Below are 17056 nucleotides of genomic sequence, written 5' to 3' on the forward strand. Positions count from 1 at the left end.
GCTCCGGGACGGTAAGGTCAAGACAAGTGGTGAAGGTCGAGTATCACGCCGATCTTAAGGAAGTGCAATCGGATGCGGGGCTGGCCGCCCTGCTCTCGTCCGATGCGCAGGCCGCGCCGTTCGATCGGCTGGCCTGGTGGCAGGGCCTGGCCGAGCACTGCGGACTTGCGCCGATGATAGCGGTGGCACGCGATGGCGCTGACTATGCCGTCCTGCCGCTGACCGGCGCGGACGGGCACCTGGGGGCCTTGTCCAACTGGTACAGCTTCCGCTTCCGCCCGGTGGCCTCGCCCGGCGCCGATGCCGGCGCGCTGCTGGCCGGGATCGCCGCCGATCTGGGCACCCGCGCGCACCGCGTCACGCTGTCGGGCCTGCCCGACGAGGACGGCACCGCCACGCTGGTCGAAACCGCGTTCCGCAAGGCCGGCTGGCTGGTCGCGCGCGAGGTGTGCGACGCCAATCACATGCTGGATGTCGCCGGCCGCGATTACGCGACCTATCTTGCCGCCCGCCCCGGCAAGCTGCGCACCACGCTCAAGCGCAAGGCGGGCAAAGTGGCGACCGAAGTGCTCACGCGCTTCGACGCCGATGCCTGGGACGCTTACGAGGCGATCTACCGCGAAAGCTGGAAGCCCGAGGAAGGATCGCCCGATTTCCTGCGCGCCTTCGCCCAGGCCGAAGGCGCTGCCGGCCGGCTGCGGCTCGGCGTGGCGCACGCGAAGGACGAGGAGACGGGCGAGGCGATCGCGGCGCAGATGTGGACGGTGGAAGGCGGCACCGCCTTCATCCACAAGCTGGCCCATCGCGAATCCGCCAGGCCGCTTTCGCCCGGATCGGTGCTGAGCGCGGCGCTGTTCCGCCATGTGATCGACGGCGACAAGGTTTCGCTGGTCGATTTCGGCACGGGCGACGATCCCTACAAGCGCGACTGGATGGAAGCTGTCCGCCCGCGCTACCGGCTGGACATGTTTCGCCCGCTTTCACCACGGAACTGGCTGATTTTCGCGAAAATTGGCCTGCGACGCCTTGCCGCCACCGCCAAGCGCGGCTAGAGCGCGGGCCTTTACCGGGGACTGTGCTTTGCTGAGGGGCCTTGCCTGACGATCATGTCTGACGATACCGATGTGCTCCTGCGCCGCATCCTGACCGACGTGCTCGGCCTGAAGACGGGCCAGGCGGAAGCCTTTTCCGCCGACACCGGGCTGTTCGGCCACTTGCCCGAACTCGATTCGATGGCCGTCGCCGGGCTGTTGACCGAGTTGGAGGATCGCCTCGATATCGTGATCGAGGATGACGAGATCGACGGCGAGATGCTGGAAACCTACGGATCGCTGCTCGCCTTTGCCGAGGCCAAGCGCGCGGAATCGTGATTGCGCTGACCTGGCCTTGCCCGCTGGCGGGCGGTGGTGTCGCCCGGGAATACGCGCTTGCCTTTGACCGGACGCGGGAGCGCCGGCTGCTGATCGTGCCGGCCCTGTTCGACGAGGCAAACCGCCTGCGCCGGCTGACGGTCGAAACGATGCGCCGGCTCGACGCGGCCGGGATCGACAGCGTCCTGCCCGATCTGCCCGGCTGCAACGAAAGCCTGCAAGCGCTGCGCATCCAGGAACCGCAGGACTGGAGCGACGCCATGGCCGCCGCGGCGGCCCATTTCGGCGCCACGCATGTCCTGGGCATTCGTGGCGGCTGCCTGTTCACGCCGACCAGGCTGCCGGCCTGGCATTATGCGCCGGCCAAGGGCGCCAGCCTGCTGCGCCAGATGCTGCGCGCGCGCATCCTGGCCTCGCGCGAGGCGGGGCGGGAAGAGACGCGCGAGGGCCTGATGGAGCTGGCGCTGCGCGAAGGCATCGAGCTGACCGGCCACCGCCTGGGCGCCGAATTCGTCCGCCAGTTCGAACAGCTCGTGCCCGGGACCGACCCGCGCATCGGCCAGATCGCGCAGGAAGCGATCGGCGGCAGCGGCCTGTGGCTGCGTGCCGAGCCGGGCGAAAGCCCCACGCAGGCCGACGCGCTGGCCGCGATCCTGGCGCTGGAAACCACGGCGTGAGCCGGCGGCACCTGCTGTTCGCCTGCGACGGCGCGCGCCTGGTCGGCACGCTGGACGAAGGCGGTGAGACCACCGGCCTGCTGCTGGTCACGGGCGGCAACGAACTGCGCGCGGGCGCATGGAGCGGGCAGGCCCAGTTCGCGGCGCAGATCGCGGCGCAGGGCTTTCCCGTCTTCCGCTTCGACCGGCGCGGCGTGGGCGACAGCGAAGGCGGCAATGGCGAATTCCGTTCGAGCGCGCCCGACATCGCGGCAGCGCTGGCCACCTTTCGCGAAACCTGCCCAAAGCTGGCCCGCGTGATCGGACTGGGCAATTGCGACGCGGCCAGCGCGCTGATGCTGGCGCACGGCGCGGGGCTGGACGGCCTGGTGCTGTCCAACCCCTGGACGATCGAAGGCGGTGGAGACGAGGCGCCGCCAGAGGCGGTGCGCGATCACTATCGCCGGCGGCTGGCCGATCCCGCCGCGATCAGGCGGTTGCTGACCGGGCAGGTCTCGCTCGGCAAGCTGGCCGCAAGCCTGATCGGCGCGCTGCGTCCCGCCGCTCCGCCCAGTTCGCTGGCACAGGACATGGCGGCGGGAATCGCGGCCTTTCCCGGCCCGATCCGCTTCCTGATCGCCGGCAACGACCGGACGGGGCGGGCCTTCCGGTCGGCATGGGAGCGCGGCGATCCGCGTATCCGGGTGTGTGAAGGCGCCTCGCACAGCTTCGTCGAGGCCGGCGCGCGCGAATGGCTCCTCGCGCAAGTGCTCGACGCGCTGCGCGGCTGATTTCGGAAGCTCTTTCGAAATGCGCGGAAGAGCGCATTTCGTTGCGGCACCGGCCATGCGCCTATCGGCGCATATCCCAACAGCTTCTCAGCCCAGCGCCGCCTCGCTCGCCGCCTTCCCGGCGAATTCCTTCGCCGCCAGGTAGCGCTCGGCATCGAGCGCGGCCATGCAGCCGGTGCCGGCGGCGGTCACGGCCTGGCGATAGACGTGATCCATCACGTCGCCGCACGCGAACACGCCGGGAATCTTCGTCCGGGGCGTGCCCGGCTCGACCAGCAGATAGCCGGCCGCGTCCATGTCGAGCTTGCCCTTGAACAGCGCGGTCGCAGGCGCATGGCCGATCGCCACGAAAGCGCCGTCGGTGGCGATCTCGCTTTCCGCGCCGGTCTGCGTGTCGATCAGCGCCAGGCCGCGCAACTCGCCATTCGCGGTGTTCTCCAGAAAGCGCTCGACCCGCTTGTTCCACAGGACCGAGACCTTGGGATGGGCGAACAGGCGATCCTGCAGGATCTTTTCCGCGCGCAGGCTGTCACGCCGGTGGATCAGGGTGACGTCATCGCTGTGGTTGGTAAGGTAAAGCGCTTCCTCGACCGCGGTGTTGCCGCCGCCGATCACCACCACTTTCTTGCCGCGATAGAAGAAACCGTCGCACGTGGCGCAGGCCGAAACGCCCTTGCCCGAAAGCTCCTGCTCGCCCGGCACGCCCAGCCACTGCGCCTGCGCGCCGGTGGCGATGACCAGCGTTTCGCCTTCGTAGATATCGCCGCCATCGCCCACGGCGCGGAACACCGGCCCTGCGAGATCGACCGAGACGATCGTGTCCCACATCATCCGCGTGCCGACATGTTCGGCCTGGGCCTGCATCTCCTGCATCAGCCAGGGGCCCTGGATCACTTCGCGAAAACCGGGATAGTTCTCGACATCGGTGGTGATGGTCAGCTGGCCGCCGGGCTGAAGCCCCTGCACCACGATCGGGTTCATCCCCGCGCGCGCGCCATAGATCGCGGCGGAAAGCCCGCCCGGACCCGAACCGATAATGAGCATGCGAGTGGTATGTGTCGCCATGTGAACCTCCGGCAGCGCAGATAGGGGCAAGGCCACGGGTTTGCCAAGCGCGGCAGGCCGATCGTTTAATTTCATCCCCGCAAAGACGCGCTTGTCAGCGCCCGGCCGATGCCCCGCTGGCCCTCCGCCCTTGCCCGATTGACCTTGATGCCCTTCGCGCGCAAGTCAGGGCCATGATCAGCCTGCTTGGACCCACATCGAACCGTTTCATCTCGCAGCGGCTGAAGCTGCACTATGTCGACTGGGGCAATGCCGATGCGCCGCCGCTGATCCTGCAGCACGGCGGGCGCGACCATTGCCGCAGCTGGGACTGGGTGGCCGAGGAACTGCGGCACGACTGGCACGTCATCGCCCCGGACCTGCGCGGCCACGGCGACAGCGAATGGTCGCCCGAAGGCCATTACGGCATGGATGCCTATGTCTATGACTTCACCCAGCTGATCCACACGCTGGGTTACGATCAGGTGACGATCATCGCCCATTCGCTGGGCGGCAATATCGCCACGCGCTTCACCGGGCTTTACCCGGACAAGGTGCGCAAGCTGGTGAACATCGAGGGGCTGGGGCCGGCGCCCGAAGTGCGCGCGCAGATCGAGGCGCCGGGCCTGGCCCAGCGGATGCGCCAGTGGATCGAGGACAAGCGCAAGTCCGCCGGCCGCGTGCCGCGCCGCTACGATTCGCTGCGCGCCGCCTATGAGCGGATGAAGGAGGAGAATTCCTTCCTGACCGACGTACAGGCCCGCCACCTCACCATCCACGGCGCCAGCCGCAACGAGGACGGCACCTGGAGCTGGAAGTTCGACAATTACCTGAACGTCTGGCCCGTGACCGACATTCCCTATGCCGAGCAGGAAAAGCTGTGGCAGGCGATCACGTGCCCGATGCTGCTGTTCTATGGCGCAGACAGCTTCGCCTCGAACCCGGAGAAGGACGGGCGCATCGCCAATTTCGCGACCGCGCGGGTGATCGAATATGCCAAGGCCGGGCACTGGCTGCACCATGACCAGTTCGAACGCTTTGTAGCCGACGTGAAGGCGTTCCTCTAGGCGCGCTGGCCTCCAGGCGCGCTGGCGCGCCCGGTCCCTAACCCTCGACCAGCGCGTCGCGCAGCCGCTCGCGCAGCGCCGGATCGATGCCGAGCGCCTCTGCGAGATAGGCGTCGATCGAACCGTGGCGCTCCTCCACGGCGGCGAAGGCGGCTTCCAGGTATTCCGGCTCCACCCCCATCAGCACGCGCAGCACCGCGTCGTCGAGCTGGCCGGTGACATCGCGAATCGTGCGCGCGCCGGCGGCGATGCGGGCTTCGGGATCGCCGGCGGTATTGGTCAGGACATAGTCCGCGATCACGTCGTCGCGGTGCACGCCGGTCGCCAGGTGAAGCATCGCAACCGCGATGCCGGTCCGGTCCTTGCCGGCCATGCAATTGACCAGGCTGGGTCCGCCCGCCTCGCCCAGCCCGGCGAAAAAGCGGCGCAGGATCGCTTGCAGTTCCGGGCGGAAGCAAATGCCGCCGTAATTGCGGCGCAAGCTCTCGCGCGTCGATTCCGGCGTGCGCTGGCGCGCCGTGGCCGCCGCCGCGACATGCGGCGCGCGCTGCCCGGTGGGATCGTCGGCATGGTGGATTCGCGCCGCGAAACCCGCCGGGCGCCGGCAGGGGTGGCTCGCCCGCTCCTTCGACGTGCGCAGATCGAACACGCTGGCAAGGCCCAGCGCCGCGATCCGCTCCAGGTCTCCGTCCGTCGCCTCATGGTGCTGGCCAGAGCGCCACAGCACGCCGCGCCGCAGCCGTCCGCCGCCCGAAACCGCGTATCCGCCATAGTCGCGAAAGTTGTGGACGCCCTGGAGCAGCCAGGCGCGATCAGAGGTCATTCCCACTCCCCATCCCGGCTGCGGCCAAGTTCCCGCCAAGTTCCCGCCAAGTTCCCGGTTGCCGATAGTAGCCATGCTTAGTATCGGCGCTATACACCGCTCAACAGGAATTTGCATGAACGCCGAAAGCAGCATCGCCGCCGAAGCCGAAATCGAAGGCCCGACCCCGGCCCGGTCGCGGCGCGTGCGCACCGTCCTGATGCTCGCGGGCCCGATCCTGGTGATCCTGGGGGCGCTTTATTTCTACCTCAGCGGCGGCCGCTACGAATCGACCGACAACGCCTCGCTGCAAACCGGCATGGTGGCGATCAGCCCCAGCGTATCGGGCAAGGTCATCGCCATCGCGGTGCGCGAGAACCAGCGCGTCCGGCAAGGCGAGGTGCTGTTCCGCATCAAGCCCGACACTTTCCAGGCCGCGCTGGCCGAAGCCGAGGCGGAACTGGCCAATGCCCGCACCGATGTCGGCTCGCTCCAGGCCGACTATCGCGAGGCGCTGTCCGACGTCAGCGCCGCCAGGGCGCGGTACGACTATGCGACCAGCGAGGCGGCGCGCCAGCGCTCGCTGGTGGGCGAAGGCATTTCCTCGCGCGCGCAGTATGACGAGGCCGCGACCGCGGTGCGCACCGCGCGCGACGCCATCGCCGCCGCGCAGGCCAAGGCCGAAAGCCTGCGCGCGCGGCTGGCGGGCAATGTCAGCGGCGGGTCCGATGCCCAGCCGGGCGTGCGCAGCGCCGCGTCGAAAGTGGAACAGGCGCGGATCGACTTGTCCGATACGGTGGTGCGCGCGCCGCAGGACGGCATCGTCACGCGGGTGAACCAGCTTCAGGTGGGCAACTACGTCACGCCCGGCCGGCCGGTGTTCATGCTCACCGGGCTCAGGTACTGGGTGCAGGCGAACTTCAAGGAAGACCAGCTCCGCTACATGCGCGTGGGCCAGCCCGCCGAGATCGAGATCGACGCCTTTCCCGACCGGCACCTGAAAGGCCATGTCGAAAGCTTCAGCCCCGGCACCGGCTCCAGCTTCTCGGTGCTGCCGGCCGAGAACGCGACCGGCAACTGGGTGAAGGTGGTGCAGCGCCTGCCGGTGCAAGTCGCGATCGACCAGGTTCCGGCCGACCTGCCGCTGAGCGCGGGGCTGAGTGTCGACGTCAAGGTGGATACCGGGCACCAGCGCCACCTGTTCGGCGCCGACACCCCGGCCAGAACCCCGGCAAAGCCATAGGCCGGGCAGCCCCATCCCATCGTGACCCAGTATCCCACACCTTTCCGGCGGTTCCTGATCACGGTGCCGTCGATGGTCGCCTCGACCATGGTGGCCGTGGACATCACCATCGCCAACGTGGCGCTGCCGCACATGCAGGCCAGCCTTTCGGCCTCGCAGGAGCAAGTGCTCTGGGTGCTCACGTCCTACCTCGTGGCCGGCGCGATCGCGACGCCGCTGTCCGGCTGGCTGGCCGGCCGGCTGGGCCGCAAGCTGGTGATGGTCGTCTCGGTCGCCGGCTTCACGCTCGCCTCGGCGATGTGCGGGCTGGCGACCGACCTGCAGACGATCGTCATCGCGCGCTTCCTGCAAGGGGCCTGCGGCGCGGCGCTGATCCCGCTCAGCCAGGCCATCCTGCTCGACATCAATCCGCCCGAGGACCACGCCAAGGCCATGGCGATCTTCGCGCTGGGTTCGATGGCCGGGCCGATCATCGGGCCGACGCTGGGCGGCTACCTGACCGATGCCTTGTCGTGGCGCTGGGTCTTCTTCATCAACGTGCCGTTCGGCGTGGTCTCGTTCCTGGGCATGATCGCGTTCCTTTACGAGACCCGCAACGAAGCGCGGCACAAGTTCGATATGTTCGGCTTCGTCGCGCTGGCGGTCGCGCTGGCCGCGTTCCAGCTCATGCTCGATCGCGGCGAGCACCTTGACTGGTTCGATTCGCCCGAGATCCAGGTCTACGCGGCCATCGCCTTCCTCGGGTTCTATCTGTCGCTGGTGCACATGTTCACCGCGCGGGGCACCTTCATCCCGCCCGAGCTGTTCGCCGATCGCAACTTCGCCATCGGCTCCATCTTCAGCGTGCTGATCGGCATGGTGGCTTTCGCCACGATCCCGATGATCGTGGTGATGACGCAGACGCTGCTGGGCTATTCGGCGTTCCAGACCGGCATGATCGGCCTGCCCCGCGCGATCGGCACGCTGGTGGCGATGCTGCTGGTGACGCGGCTGGTCGCCTATATCGATATCCGCGCGCTGCTCATCGTCGGGCTGACGATCACCGGCTTCAGCATGTTGATGTATTCGTGGATGGACCTGTTCGTGGATGGCCACGCGCTGTTGGTCGCCGGCTTCGTGCAGGGCGTGGGCGGCGGGCTGATGTTCGTGCCGCTGTCGGTCATCGTCTTTTCCACGCTGCCCCAGCACATGCGCAACGAAGGCGCGGCGATGTATTCGCTGACCCGCAACGTCGGCAACGCCATCGGCATATCCGCGCTGCAATACCAGTACGTGCACTATGTGGCCGGATCGCGCGCCGGGCTGGTCGAAGGCGTGCGGCCGGACAATCCGGTGCTGCAACTGCGCCAGCCCGATTTCGATTTCGGCTCGGTCGAAGCGCTCGCGCGGATGAACGCCCAGATCATCCGGCAGGCCAGCATGGTCGGCAATATCGAGATCTACCACCTCGTGTTCCTGATGGCGCTGGCGATGGTGCCGCTGGTGCTGTTCATGCGCACGGGCCGCAAGGCGGCCGATGGCGCGCCGCTGCCCATGGGGGAATGACATGACCTGCAAGACCGCCCTTCTCGCCCCGATGGTGCTGCTGGCCGCCGGCTGCACCGCCGTCGGCCCCGATTTCGCCGCGCCCGCCCCGCCGCCGCCCCAGGCGGGCTACGCCAGCGCCGGCGGCAAGCGCGCCGCGCTGGCCGAAGGGCCGGATCGCACATGGTGGAAGGCATTCGGCTCCGCGCGGCTCGACGGGCTGGTGGACCAGGCGCTGGCGGGCAATCACAGCCTGGCATCCAGCCGCGCGACGCTGGAAAAGGCGCGCGAGCGCATCCGCGCGGTCGCGGGCCGAAAGCTGCCGCAAGTCGATGCCAATGCCCGCGGCGAATACCAGCAGGTCAACCTTGCCGCCTTCGGTCTGTCCGACCAGTTCGGCGGTGCCAGCTTCGGCAATCCCGAATTCGATCTCTACACCGTCGGCGGCGGCGTGAGCTATGACCTCGACCTGTTCGGGCGCAATCGCCGCTCGCTGGAACAGGCGGTGGCCGAGGCCGAGGCGCAGCAGCGCGCGACCGAGGCGGCGCACCTGGTGGTCGCGGGCCGCGTCGTCGCGCAAGTGCTGGCGATCGCCGCGCTGAACGACCGGCTGGCAACCGAACGGGCGCTGCTCGCCGAGGACGAGCGCAACGTCTCGCTCACGCGCGCGCGCTATGATGGCGGCGCGGGAACCATGGTGGAAGTGCTCGCGGCGCAAGGCCAGCTCGCCGGCGATCGCGCCGACGTGCCGGCGCTGGAACAGCAGGTCGTCGAAGGGCGCGACATGCTGGCGGTGCTGCTGGGCATCTCGCCGGCCGAGCTTGGGCCGACCGATTTCTCGCTCGATCAGTTCGCGCTGCCCGCCACCGTCCCGGTCGCCGTGCCCTCGCGGCTGGTACACAAGCGGCCCGATATCCTGGAAGCCGAAGCCCGGCTGCACGCGGCCATCGCGGCGATCGGCGTGGCGACGGCCGAGCTCTATCCCGATATCACGCTGGGCGCCTCGATCACCCAGTCCACCTCGGAACCGGGCAAGATCCTGAGCAGCCGGTTCAACGCCTTCGACATCTTCGCCGGCCTCACCGCGCCGATCTTCCACGGCGGCACGCTGAAGGCCAACCAGCGCGGCGCTGAGGCGGAGGCGCGCGCAGTGGCTGCGGATTACCGGCAAGTCGTCACCGAAGCTTTCGGGCAAGTTTCGACCCTGCTGTCGGCGCTGGAGATCGACGGGCGCGAACTGGCGGTGCGAGGCGAATCCGAAACGATCGCCGATCGCTCGCTCCACCTGTCGCGGCGCAGCTTCCAGGTGGGCAACAGCGGCATCCTGCAAGTGCTCGATGCCAGCCGCACGTATCAGCGTGCCCGGCTGGCGCTGTTGGAAACGCGCACGCGCCAGTATCAGAATATCGCGCGGCTCTATGTGGCGACGGCGGGCGGCTGGCTGCCCGATGCGACCCCGCTGGCGGCTAACGCGCCGACGCCGTGATGGCCATGGCCCAACGCGTCGGGACCGCCCTGCTTCAGCCTCGCTGAAGTGAAACCCGGTGCGCCTCAGCGCAGCACGAGATAGGCCAGCCCCGCCCAGCACGCGGCACTGAGCAGAACGCCGAGGACGAAGCCGAGCGGCCAGCGCTCCTCGCCTTCCTCGGCCTCCGGGTGGCACGCGACCACCCGCACTTGCGCACGATTGAAATTCACATCGTTGCGATGGCCCAGGTAGGGGCTGAATTCATTGTTAACGACCTTCATCACTCGTCCTCGTTCACCAGACCCAAAAGGCCGGTTGGTCCGACTTCTTCCCGTCTGCCGCCCCGCGCTTATCCGCGCTTTTTCATGCTCTGCTTGGAGCCCGATCATTAGCACGATCACCGTTAATCATCCATCTTCGAGGCATCGTGAATTTCGCCTAAACATGGGCCCGGCAAAGCCCGTAAAACCACCAGTCCGCCATGCCCGATATGGACCGATCGCGGCGCGCCGGGCTTTGGCGATGCCGCATTGCACCACGCGGGCGAGTGGAACATTTTCAATCGCCTCGTCCTTCGCGGCCAGCCCGCAAAGCCGATCGCGGTTGCGCCGCCGCACGGCATTCCGCGATGCCGGCCGCCTTGCCAGGGCTCCGGCAAGGGGCGCGACACGGCCGGGCAGAATCCCGATCCGGGAAAAAATATTTCGTGCTCCGGCCCCGAAAACCAGCGAGTCGCACATCTTCCGGCGCCTTTCCCACGCTCCCGATTCGCTGCGGCGCGGCAAGTGCCGGCCGGGGCTTGCGCACCTGCCTGACAGGGCATAGCCATAGGCAGGGCAAAGCTGGAAACGACCGGAAGGAATCCGGCGCAGGCAAAAAAACGGGAACGGGAGAACTGGACGTGCTGAAATCCATCGATGGCGGACTGCGGGCCGTTCCTTTCCCGGTCGAAGATCCCGAACGCATTCCGGCGCGGCGGTACTTCGATCAGGGCTTTTATGACCTTGAACGCGAACACCTCTGGCCGCACGTCTGGCAGAACGCGTGCCGGCTCGAACAGATTCCCGAGGTGGGAGACTGGATCGAATACGCCAACCTCGGCCACTCGGTGCTCGTCACCCGGACCGCGCAGGGGGTGAAAGCCTATCACAACGCCTGCCGCCATCGCGGCGTGCCGATCGCGGGCGGTTCGGGCCAGGCGCATGGCAATTGCGCCCGGACCGGCTTCGTCTGCCCGTTCCACGGCTGGCGCTGGAACATGGATGGCGAGAACACCATGGTCTACGGCAAGCACCTGTTCAGCGAGCGGCAGATGGACGAGCAGGATCTGCGCCTGCGCGAATGCCGCGTGGAACTTTTCGGCGGCTGCGCCTGGATCAACCTGGACGATGAGGCGCCCGGCCTGCGCGAGAGCCTGGGGCCTGTCACCGAACGGCTCGAAGCCCACGGCATCGACCACCTGCGCGCCGAATGGCACTTTGCCACCGTGCTGCCGGCCAACTGGAAAACCGCGATGGAAGCCTTCATGGAAGGCTACCACGTGATGCAGACCCATCCCCAGCTCCACCACACGCTGCAAGACATCTACCACGACGCCTACAGCCCCGAGCGGACGACACCGGGCGCGACCGAAGCCAACTTGCGCAAGGGCGCGATCGAGGGCGTCGCCACCCGCACCGCCATCGCCGCGCAGCTTGAACACTTGCAACTGCTCAGCAGCGGCATGGCCGGCATGTGCCACCAGAAGGAAGTGGACATCGCGCGCGAGCTGCGCGACGTCGATCTGCCCGACAATCCGAACGAGGCGGTGCCGCTGTGGTTCGCCATGGTCCAGGGCCGGATCAGCCAGCAATTGCGCGCGCGCGGCGAGCCGGTGCCCGATCTCAACGCAGTGGCGGTGTCACACCCGATCCGGCCGGTCGAATTCCTGTTTCCGCATTACTTCCTGCTGCCGATGTTCAGCAGCATGTCGGCTTATCGCATCCGCCCGCTGGGGCCGGAATCCTGCTATTTCGAGCTATGGTCGCTCACCATGTTCCCCAAGGGGCAGGAGCCCGAGCCTGTCATGGAGCCGACCGTGCTGCCCTATGACAGCCCCGAGTTTCCGCAGATTCCCCGGCAGGACTATTCGAACATCCCGATCCAGCAGAAAGCGCTGCACGCCAAGGGCTTCGAATTCATGCGGCTGGCCCGGGGGATCGAGGGACTGATCAGCAATTACCAGCGCCTGATCGACGGCTACCTCGCCGGCATGCCGCAAGCCCGGCTGGCCAGCGCCAACCAGGTGCTGGGCGGCAACTTCGACGGCCCGATCGCGGACATCGGTTTCTAGCACGGGCGAATTCAGCCCAGGTCGGTCTCGGGCCTGTAGCCGCTGTCTTCCATGACGACGGTCTCAAGGAACAGCACCTTGTCGCGCCGCTGGCTGGCGGAAAGCGCGTGAAAACCGCGATCCTCGTCTTCCAGCCCCCAGTTCGTCACCGGGCCATGCGGCAGGCGCGCAAGCGCCTGCGCCGCGACATCGTCGGGTGAGGCCAGCCCGGTGCCATCGACCGTCACCCCCCGCAGCGCGCGGCGGTGATGGTATCCGGGCGTATCGGTCCGGCCGAGCACGATGGTGACGACATCGACGCCGTAGGGCCGCATCTCGGACCACAGCGCTTCGGCGAAATTGAGCTGGAAGGCTTTCGCCCCGCAATAGATCGCCAGGTACTTGCTGCCGCCATAGCAGGCGCCGGAATTGACGATGACGATGCCGCCGCGCCGCCGCCGGCGCATGTCCGCGCCGAAGCGATGCGCGCAGCGCAGCATGGTATCGACGTTGACCCGGCTGAGCGCCAGCCACTCCTCCACCGGGACTTCCAGAAAGCGTTCGCCGAACCAGTCCGCGCCGGCATTGTTGACGAACAGGCCAACCTCGCGCGCACCCACAACCGCGAAGATCCGCGCGGCGGCATCCTCATGCGACAGGTCGATCTCGGCGGTGATGACTTCGATGTCGCTTTCCCGGCGGATTTCCTCGGCGGTTTCCTCCAGCGGGCCATCCTTGGCGATCAGGATGCAGGCGACGCCCCGCGCCGCGATCTGCCGGGCGAAGGATCGTCCCGTTCCGTTCGAACCGCCCGCAATCACCGCCCATGGCCCGTATTTCGCCGCGAAATCCATTTCCGATGCTCTCCCCGATGGGCCTTGATTCAGCCGGTCGAACGAGTCATAAACAGGAAATCATGAATATTCCAGATAAAGTAGAAATGACTCAGGCGGAATTCATCCACGGCTTTTCCAAGCTGATGGCCAACTGGGGAATGCCGCTCACCGCCGGACGGGTCTACGCCTACCTGCTGCTGCAGCCCAAGGCCGTCAGCCTGGACCAGATCGCGGCCGGGCTGGGGATCAGCAAGGCCAGCGCCTGGGGCGCGGCCAAGCATCTGGAACAGGTCGGCCAGATCGAACGCTATGGCGAACAGGGCAGCAAGCGATCGCTGTTCTCCGCCACCGAGGATTTCGCCCGGTCGCTGGTCCGCTACAGCAAGCTGCTGAGCCGGATCGGCGGATTGCTGCGCGACGGAGCGCCCGGCGCCGAGGCCGAAGCGGCCGCGCGAATGCGGGAACGATCGGGATTCTACCTCACCGTGCATGACGCCATCGAGGCGACGATCGGCGAACTGACCACGGGGCAACGCCGGGCGGCGGCCGAATGACCGCGCTGGCCGATCCCGTTGCTGCGCTCTGCGCGCGCAACTCCGCCGGCCCCGCGCCGCCCCGCGCGCCCGGATCGGTGCGCCGCACCTCGACGATCGACGTGGGCTGGCCCGACGGCCCCTGGGGCGACATGGCGTTCACCGCCCGCGCGCGGGACATCGTCACGCCGCTGGCCGGCGGCGCGCCGCAAGTGTGCGCCGAAGACGGGTTCGAAGCGACGATCGACCGGGATCGGACCATCGTCGCGATCAGGACGTTCCCGCACCGCGCCGGTGAAGCCCGGCTTGCCGGCCATCGCGGCGGCGGCCACCTGCGCCGCGCATTGGAAGAGATCATGCCCGAGGAACGGCGCGAGGGCACGCCGCTCTACCTGATCCTTGACGATATCTCCGGCGCCAGCCTGGTTTCCGGCTGGGCCTGGTCGCAATGGACCAACGACTGGCTCCATGCCCGCGACGGCAGCTTCGATGAAGCGCAGTTCGCGCGCGCCATGGCCGAACGGGTGGGCATCTGCGTCGGCTTCGCGCCGGGCGCTACGGTACATCGGCTCGGCGCCGGGCGGCGCCCGTCCAGCGGCGCGCCGACCTGCGACTTGCGCGATCCGCATGACCCGCAAGGCTGGCACGCTTATGCCGAGCAGCAGGGCGTGGGCCTGCGCCGCGCGCGCCGGATCGACGTGACGCGCGGCGAGGCGATCGTGATCGACGCCGCCTTCCAGGACAGCGCCACTCGGCCCGATGGCGGCCGCCAGGCGCTGCACGAATACCGCATCATGGCGCGCGTGACGCCCGATACGCTGGGCATCACCGCGATCGAAGCGGAGCCGCGCGTGCTGCCTTTTCCCGAATGCCCCGGCGCGAGCCGGACGCTGGATAGGCTGATCGGCGCGCCGCTGGGCGATCTGCGCGCGATCGTGCTGGAACGGTTGCGCGGAACCGCCGGCTGCACCCACCTGAACGACGCGCTGCGCGCGCTTGCCGAAGTGCCCCGGCTGGTCAGCCTGCTGGACCAGCCATGAAGATCACCCTGCGCCAGCTTGAGGTGTTCGATGCCGTCGCCACGCTGGGCAGCCTGGCCAGCGCGGCCGAGCGGCTGGGCATGAGCCAGAGCGCGGCCAGCAGCGCGATCGCCGACTTGCAGATCCTGCTCGGCCGTCCGCTCTTCGCCCATGCCAAGGGGCGGCCACTGCAGATCACCGATGAAGGCAAGCGGCTGAAAGCCGATGTCCGTTCGGTGCTGAGCAAGGTGCACGATATAGAGATCGATCAGGACGCGCCGCTTTGCGGCACGCTGGTGATCGGCGCGACCGCGATGATCGCCGAGCGCTTCCTGCCCGCGATCTGCGTCGAATTCCAGCGGCGGCATCCCGACGTGATGCTCAGGATCGAGGCCGCCGCCTCGATCGACCTGTTCGGCCGACTCTCGCGCTTCGAACTGGAGACCGCGCTGATAGAGAATTCGCCCGAGGTGGAAGGGTTCAAGCTGACGCATTGGCGCTCCGATGAACTGTGGCTGGTCGTCGGCCCCGGCCATCCGCTGGCGGGACGTTCGGGCCTGGCGCTGGCCGATCTGGCCGGCGCGCGCTGGTGCATGCGCGAATTGCGCTCCACCACCGCGTCGCGCCTGCGGTGGCTGCTGCACGAAAAGCTCGGCCAGGTTCCCGTGGCGATCGAGTCGACCAGCAACGAGACGCTGCGCCTGGCCGCGATCGGCGGCGCGGGCATCGCCTGCCTGTCGAAAGCGATCGTCGAGGAGGATGTCCGGGCCGGCCGGCTGATCCGCCTCAACCTGCGCGATTTCCGCTTCAGCCGCGCGCTCAGCCTGGCCCGGCCCAAGGACATGTGGCGCAGCCGCGCCGCCGCCGCCTTCGAACGCTTCCTGCTGGAACACGGCGATCACGTCCGCACGGGTGGCGAAAGCCCCCTACCCTTCGGAATTTTCGAAAGGGGGCTCCGTCAATTCGACAATTGTCCGGCAAGCTAGGCTTGTCTAGGTAAATATCACATTGAGTTGGAAACCATATCGCCCGCCTGACAGGAACGGCAGCATGGAATTTAACTCGATTATAGTAAGGATTTCCTCGATCGTTGCCCGTTGCGCAATGATCGCAATAATAATTTTACGGGGAGAGGGACTGATTCCCTCCAAACGAAGTCTATTTTCTGGAGCGAGTCATGACCTTTGTTTTTAGTGCCGATGGTCACATCACCGAACCTTCGGATCTACTGACCGAGGGCCTGCCCCCTTCGCTGCGCCCGCACGGCATCCGCGCCGAAGTGCGCGACGGCTATATGTACATGCTGGCCGGCGAGAAGGTGACGAGCAAACGGCCGATCAACAAGCCGCCGCTGATCATGGGCAAGGACGGCCAGGAATTCGGCCGCGCCAACCGCAAGGGCGCGCGCGAGATCCCCGGCCGGCTCGAGGATATGGAGATGGAAGGCATCGATGCCGAGATCGTCTTCCCCTCGCTGGCGCTGACCGCGTTCCATATCCGCAACGAGGATGCCGAACTGGCGACGGCGCAAGTCTATAACGACTGGCACCATGCGATGTTCGCACCCTACCAGTCGCAATTCGTGCGCTGCGGCGTGCTGCCGGTGCGCAACTTCGCCAACACCGTGGCCGAGATGAAGCGCCTGGCCGCGATGGGCTTTACCTCGGCGATGCTGCCCAGCCGGATCGAGGCGGTTTCCGGCCTGCCCTTCTACACCGAGCCCGCGTGGGATCCGGTGTTCGAGGCGGCGCAGGAACTCGGCATCGTCTTCGTCCTTCACACCGGCACCGGGCGGGAGGACGTGCGCAGCTTCCGGGGCCCCGGCGGCGCGGTGATCAACTACACGATCCAGGCCTGCGACGCGCAGGAAACCGTGATGCAGCTGGTCGCCGGCGGCGTGCTGGACCGCTTTCCCCGATCGCAGGTGGCCTGCATCGAATCGGGCGCGAGTTGGCTGGCCGCCCTCGCCGAGCGGATGGACGAGGTCTATCACGCGCATGACGTGTTCGTGCGGCCCAAGCTTTCGCGGATGCCCAGCCGGATCATCTCCGAACAGGTCTCGGCCTCGTTCCAGTATGACCGGGCCTGCGTCATGTCGCGCTCCGTCACCGGGGTGAAGCCACTGCTCTGGGGTTCGGACTATCCGCATCACGAGGGCACTTTCCCCGAATCCCGCGAAGTGGTCGCGCGGCTGTTCGACGGTATCGAGATCAGCGAGCAGGACAAGGCCGACATCCTGGGCCTCAACGCGGCGCGGCTGTTCCGCCTGCCACGCCCGGAACTGGCGCTGCAACCGGCCTGAGGCCGTCCGTTCGCGGCGGCGGAAACCCCCGCGAACCCTGCCCTGCTCCACGGCGCGCGGCCGGCCCCTGCGCCGCGCCCGTGACGATAA

18 protein-coding genes are annotated in these 17056 nt (G+C 67.6%); 13 read left to right on the forward strand and 5 right to left on the reverse strand.

The genetic code is table 11. The features are described from left to right. Positions 1-26 precede the first annotated feature (26 nt). From PYV00_RS17785 to PYV00_RS17800, 4 genes are read left to right on the forward strand one after another with little or no spacing between them, the layout of a single operon-like run. Positions 27-1052: a GNAT family N-acetyltransferase gene (locus PYV00_RS17785; RefSeq protein ID WP_275229624.1), complete on the forward strand. Its 1026-nt coding sequence runs from the start codon at positions 27-29 to the stop codon at positions 1050-1052. 54 nt (positions 1053-1106) lie between these two features. After that, on the forward strand, positions 1107-1370 hold the full coding sequence (locus tag PYV00_RS17790) for an acyl carrier protein (protein WP_275229625.1): 264 nt from the start codon (positions 1107-1109) through the stop codon (positions 1368-1370). Then, a complete protein-coding gene (locus tag PYV00_RS17795; RefSeq protein WP_275229626.1) occupies positions 1367-2047 on the forward strand; it encodes a hypothetical protein in 681 nt (226 codons plus the stop codon). The genes PYV00_RS17790 and PYV00_RS17795 overlap by 4 nt, the downstream gene beginning before the upstream one ends. Continuing rightward, entirely contained in the window at positions 2044-2817 is a 774-nt protein-coding gene (locus PYV00_RS17800; protein ID WP_275229627.1) for a hydrolase 1, exosortase A system-associated, read from the forward strand. The genes PYV00_RS17795 and PYV00_RS17800 overlap by 4 nt, the downstream gene beginning before the upstream one ends. Before the next feature lie 87 nt (positions 2818-2904). On the opposite strand, the gene trxB is transcribed toward PYV00_RS17800, so the two are convergent. Further along, entirely contained in the window at positions 2905-3882 is a 978-nt protein-coding gene (gene trxB, locus PYV00_RS17805) for a thioredoxin-disulfide reductase (protein WP_275229628.1), read from the reverse strand. A gap of 173 nt (positions 3883-4055) precedes the next feature. On the opposite strand from trxB, the gene PYV00_RS17810 reads away from it, so the two are divergent. After that, positions 4056-4928, forward strand: coding sequence for an alpha/beta fold hydrolase (locus PYV00_RS17810; protein ID WP_275229629.1), 873 nt, complete (start codon positions 4056-4058; stop codon positions 4926-4928). 37 nt (positions 4929-4965) lie between these two features. On the opposite strand, the gene PYV00_RS17815 is transcribed toward PYV00_RS17810, so the two are convergent. Further along, a complete protein-coding gene (locus PYV00_RS17815; protein ID WP_275229630.1) occupies positions 4966-5751 on the reverse strand; it encodes a tyrosine-protein phosphatase in 786 nt (261 codons plus the stop codon). A gap of 115 nt (positions 5752-5866) precedes the next feature. On the opposite strand from PYV00_RS17815, the gene PYV00_RS17820 reads away from it, so the two are divergent. The 3 genes from PYV00_RS17820 to PYV00_RS17830 are packed head-to-tail and all read left to right on the forward strand — an operon-like array spanning position 5867 to position 9983. After that, complete coding sequence (locus PYV00_RS17820) at positions 5867-6973, forward strand: HlyD family secretion protein (RefSeq protein ID WP_275229631.1); 1107 nt, start codon at positions 5867-5869, stop codon at positions 6971-6973. A gap of 21 nt (positions 6974-6994) precedes the next feature. Then, the gene (locus PYV00_RS17825; RefSeq protein ID WP_342803822.1) at positions 6995-8518 is read left to right on the forward strand and encodes an MDR family MFS transporter; all 1524 of its coding nucleotides are present in this window, start codon (positions 6995-6997) and stop codon (positions 8516-8518) included. Between the two features lies 1 nt (position 8519). Beyond that, positions 8520-9983 carry an efflux transporter outer membrane subunit gene (locus tag PYV00_RS17830; protein ID WP_275229632.1) on the forward strand — a complete coding sequence of 488 codons (1464 nt, stop codon included), beginning with the start codon at positions 8520-8522 and terminating at the stop codon, positions 9981-9983. A 65-nt stretch (positions 9984-10048) separates the two neighbouring features. Here the strand turns inward: PYV00_RS17830 and PYV00_RS17835 are convergent, their stop codons facing one another. Both PYV00_RS17835 and PYV00_RS17840 read right to left on the reverse strand, forming a co-directional pair. Beyond that, on the reverse strand, positions 10049-10246 hold the full coding sequence (locus PYV00_RS17835) for a hypothetical protein (protein ID WP_275229633.1): 198 nt from the start codon (positions 10244-10246) through the stop codon (positions 10049-10051). Positions 10247-10372: 126 nt separating this feature from the next. Then, positions 10373-10705, reverse strand: a complete 333-nt coding sequence (locus tag PYV00_RS17840) for a hypothetical protein (protein ID WP_275229634.1) — start codon at positions 10703-10705, stop codon at positions 10373-10375. Positions 10706-10866: 161 nt separating this feature from the next. Here PYV00_RS17840 and PYV00_RS17845 point away from each other — a divergent pair, with 161 nt between their 5' ends. Continuing rightward, positions 10867-12297, forward strand: a complete 1431-nt coding sequence (locus PYV00_RS17845; protein WP_275229635.1) for an aromatic ring-hydroxylating oxygenase subunit alpha — start codon at positions 10867-10869, stop codon at positions 12295-12297. 11 nt (positions 12298-12308) lie between these two features. Here the strand turns inward: PYV00_RS17845 and PYV00_RS17850 are convergent, their stop codons facing one another. Continuing rightward, a complete protein-coding gene (locus tag PYV00_RS17850) occupies positions 12309-13130 on the reverse strand; it encodes an SDR family NAD(P)-dependent oxidoreductase (RefSeq protein WP_275229636.1) in 822 nt (273 codons plus the stop codon). Positions 13131-13216: 86 nt separating this feature from the next. Here PYV00_RS17850 and PYV00_RS17855 point away from each other — a divergent pair, with 86 nt between their 5' ends. The 4 genes from PYV00_RS17855 to PYV00_RS17870 all read left to right on the forward strand — a co-directional run bounded on the left by PYV00_RS17855 (position 13217) and on the right by PYV00_RS17870 (position 16966). Continuing rightward, entirely contained in the window at positions 13217-13666 is a 450-nt protein-coding gene (locus PYV00_RS17855) for a GbsR/MarR family transcriptional regulator (protein ID WP_275229637.1), read from the forward strand. Then, the gene (locus PYV00_RS17860; RefSeq protein WP_275229638.1) at positions 13663-14685 is read left to right on the forward strand and encodes a DUF2889 domain-containing protein; all 1023 of its coding nucleotides are present in this window, start codon (positions 13663-13665) and stop codon (positions 14683-14685) included. The genes PYV00_RS17855 and PYV00_RS17860 overlap by 4 nt, the downstream gene beginning before the upstream one ends. Continuing rightward, positions 14682-15650: a LysR family transcriptional regulator gene (locus PYV00_RS17865; protein ID WP_275229639.1), complete on the forward strand. Its 969-nt coding sequence runs from the start codon at positions 14682-14684 to the stop codon at positions 15648-15650. Before PYV00_RS17860 ends, PYV00_RS17865 begins: the two co-directional genes overlap by 4 nt. 191 nt (positions 15651-15841) lie before the next feature. Next, positions 15842-16966, forward strand: a complete 1125-nt coding sequence (locus PYV00_RS17870) for an amidohydrolase family protein (RefSeq protein ID WP_275229640.1) — start codon at positions 15842-15844, stop codon at positions 16964-16966. Positions 16967-17056: the final 90 nt, after the last annotated feature.

Source organism: Novosphingobium album (ex Liu et al. 2023), assembly GCF_029076845.1.
GTDB lineage: Bacteria > Pseudomonadota > Alphaproteobacteria > Sphingomonadales > Sphingomonadaceae > Novosphingobium.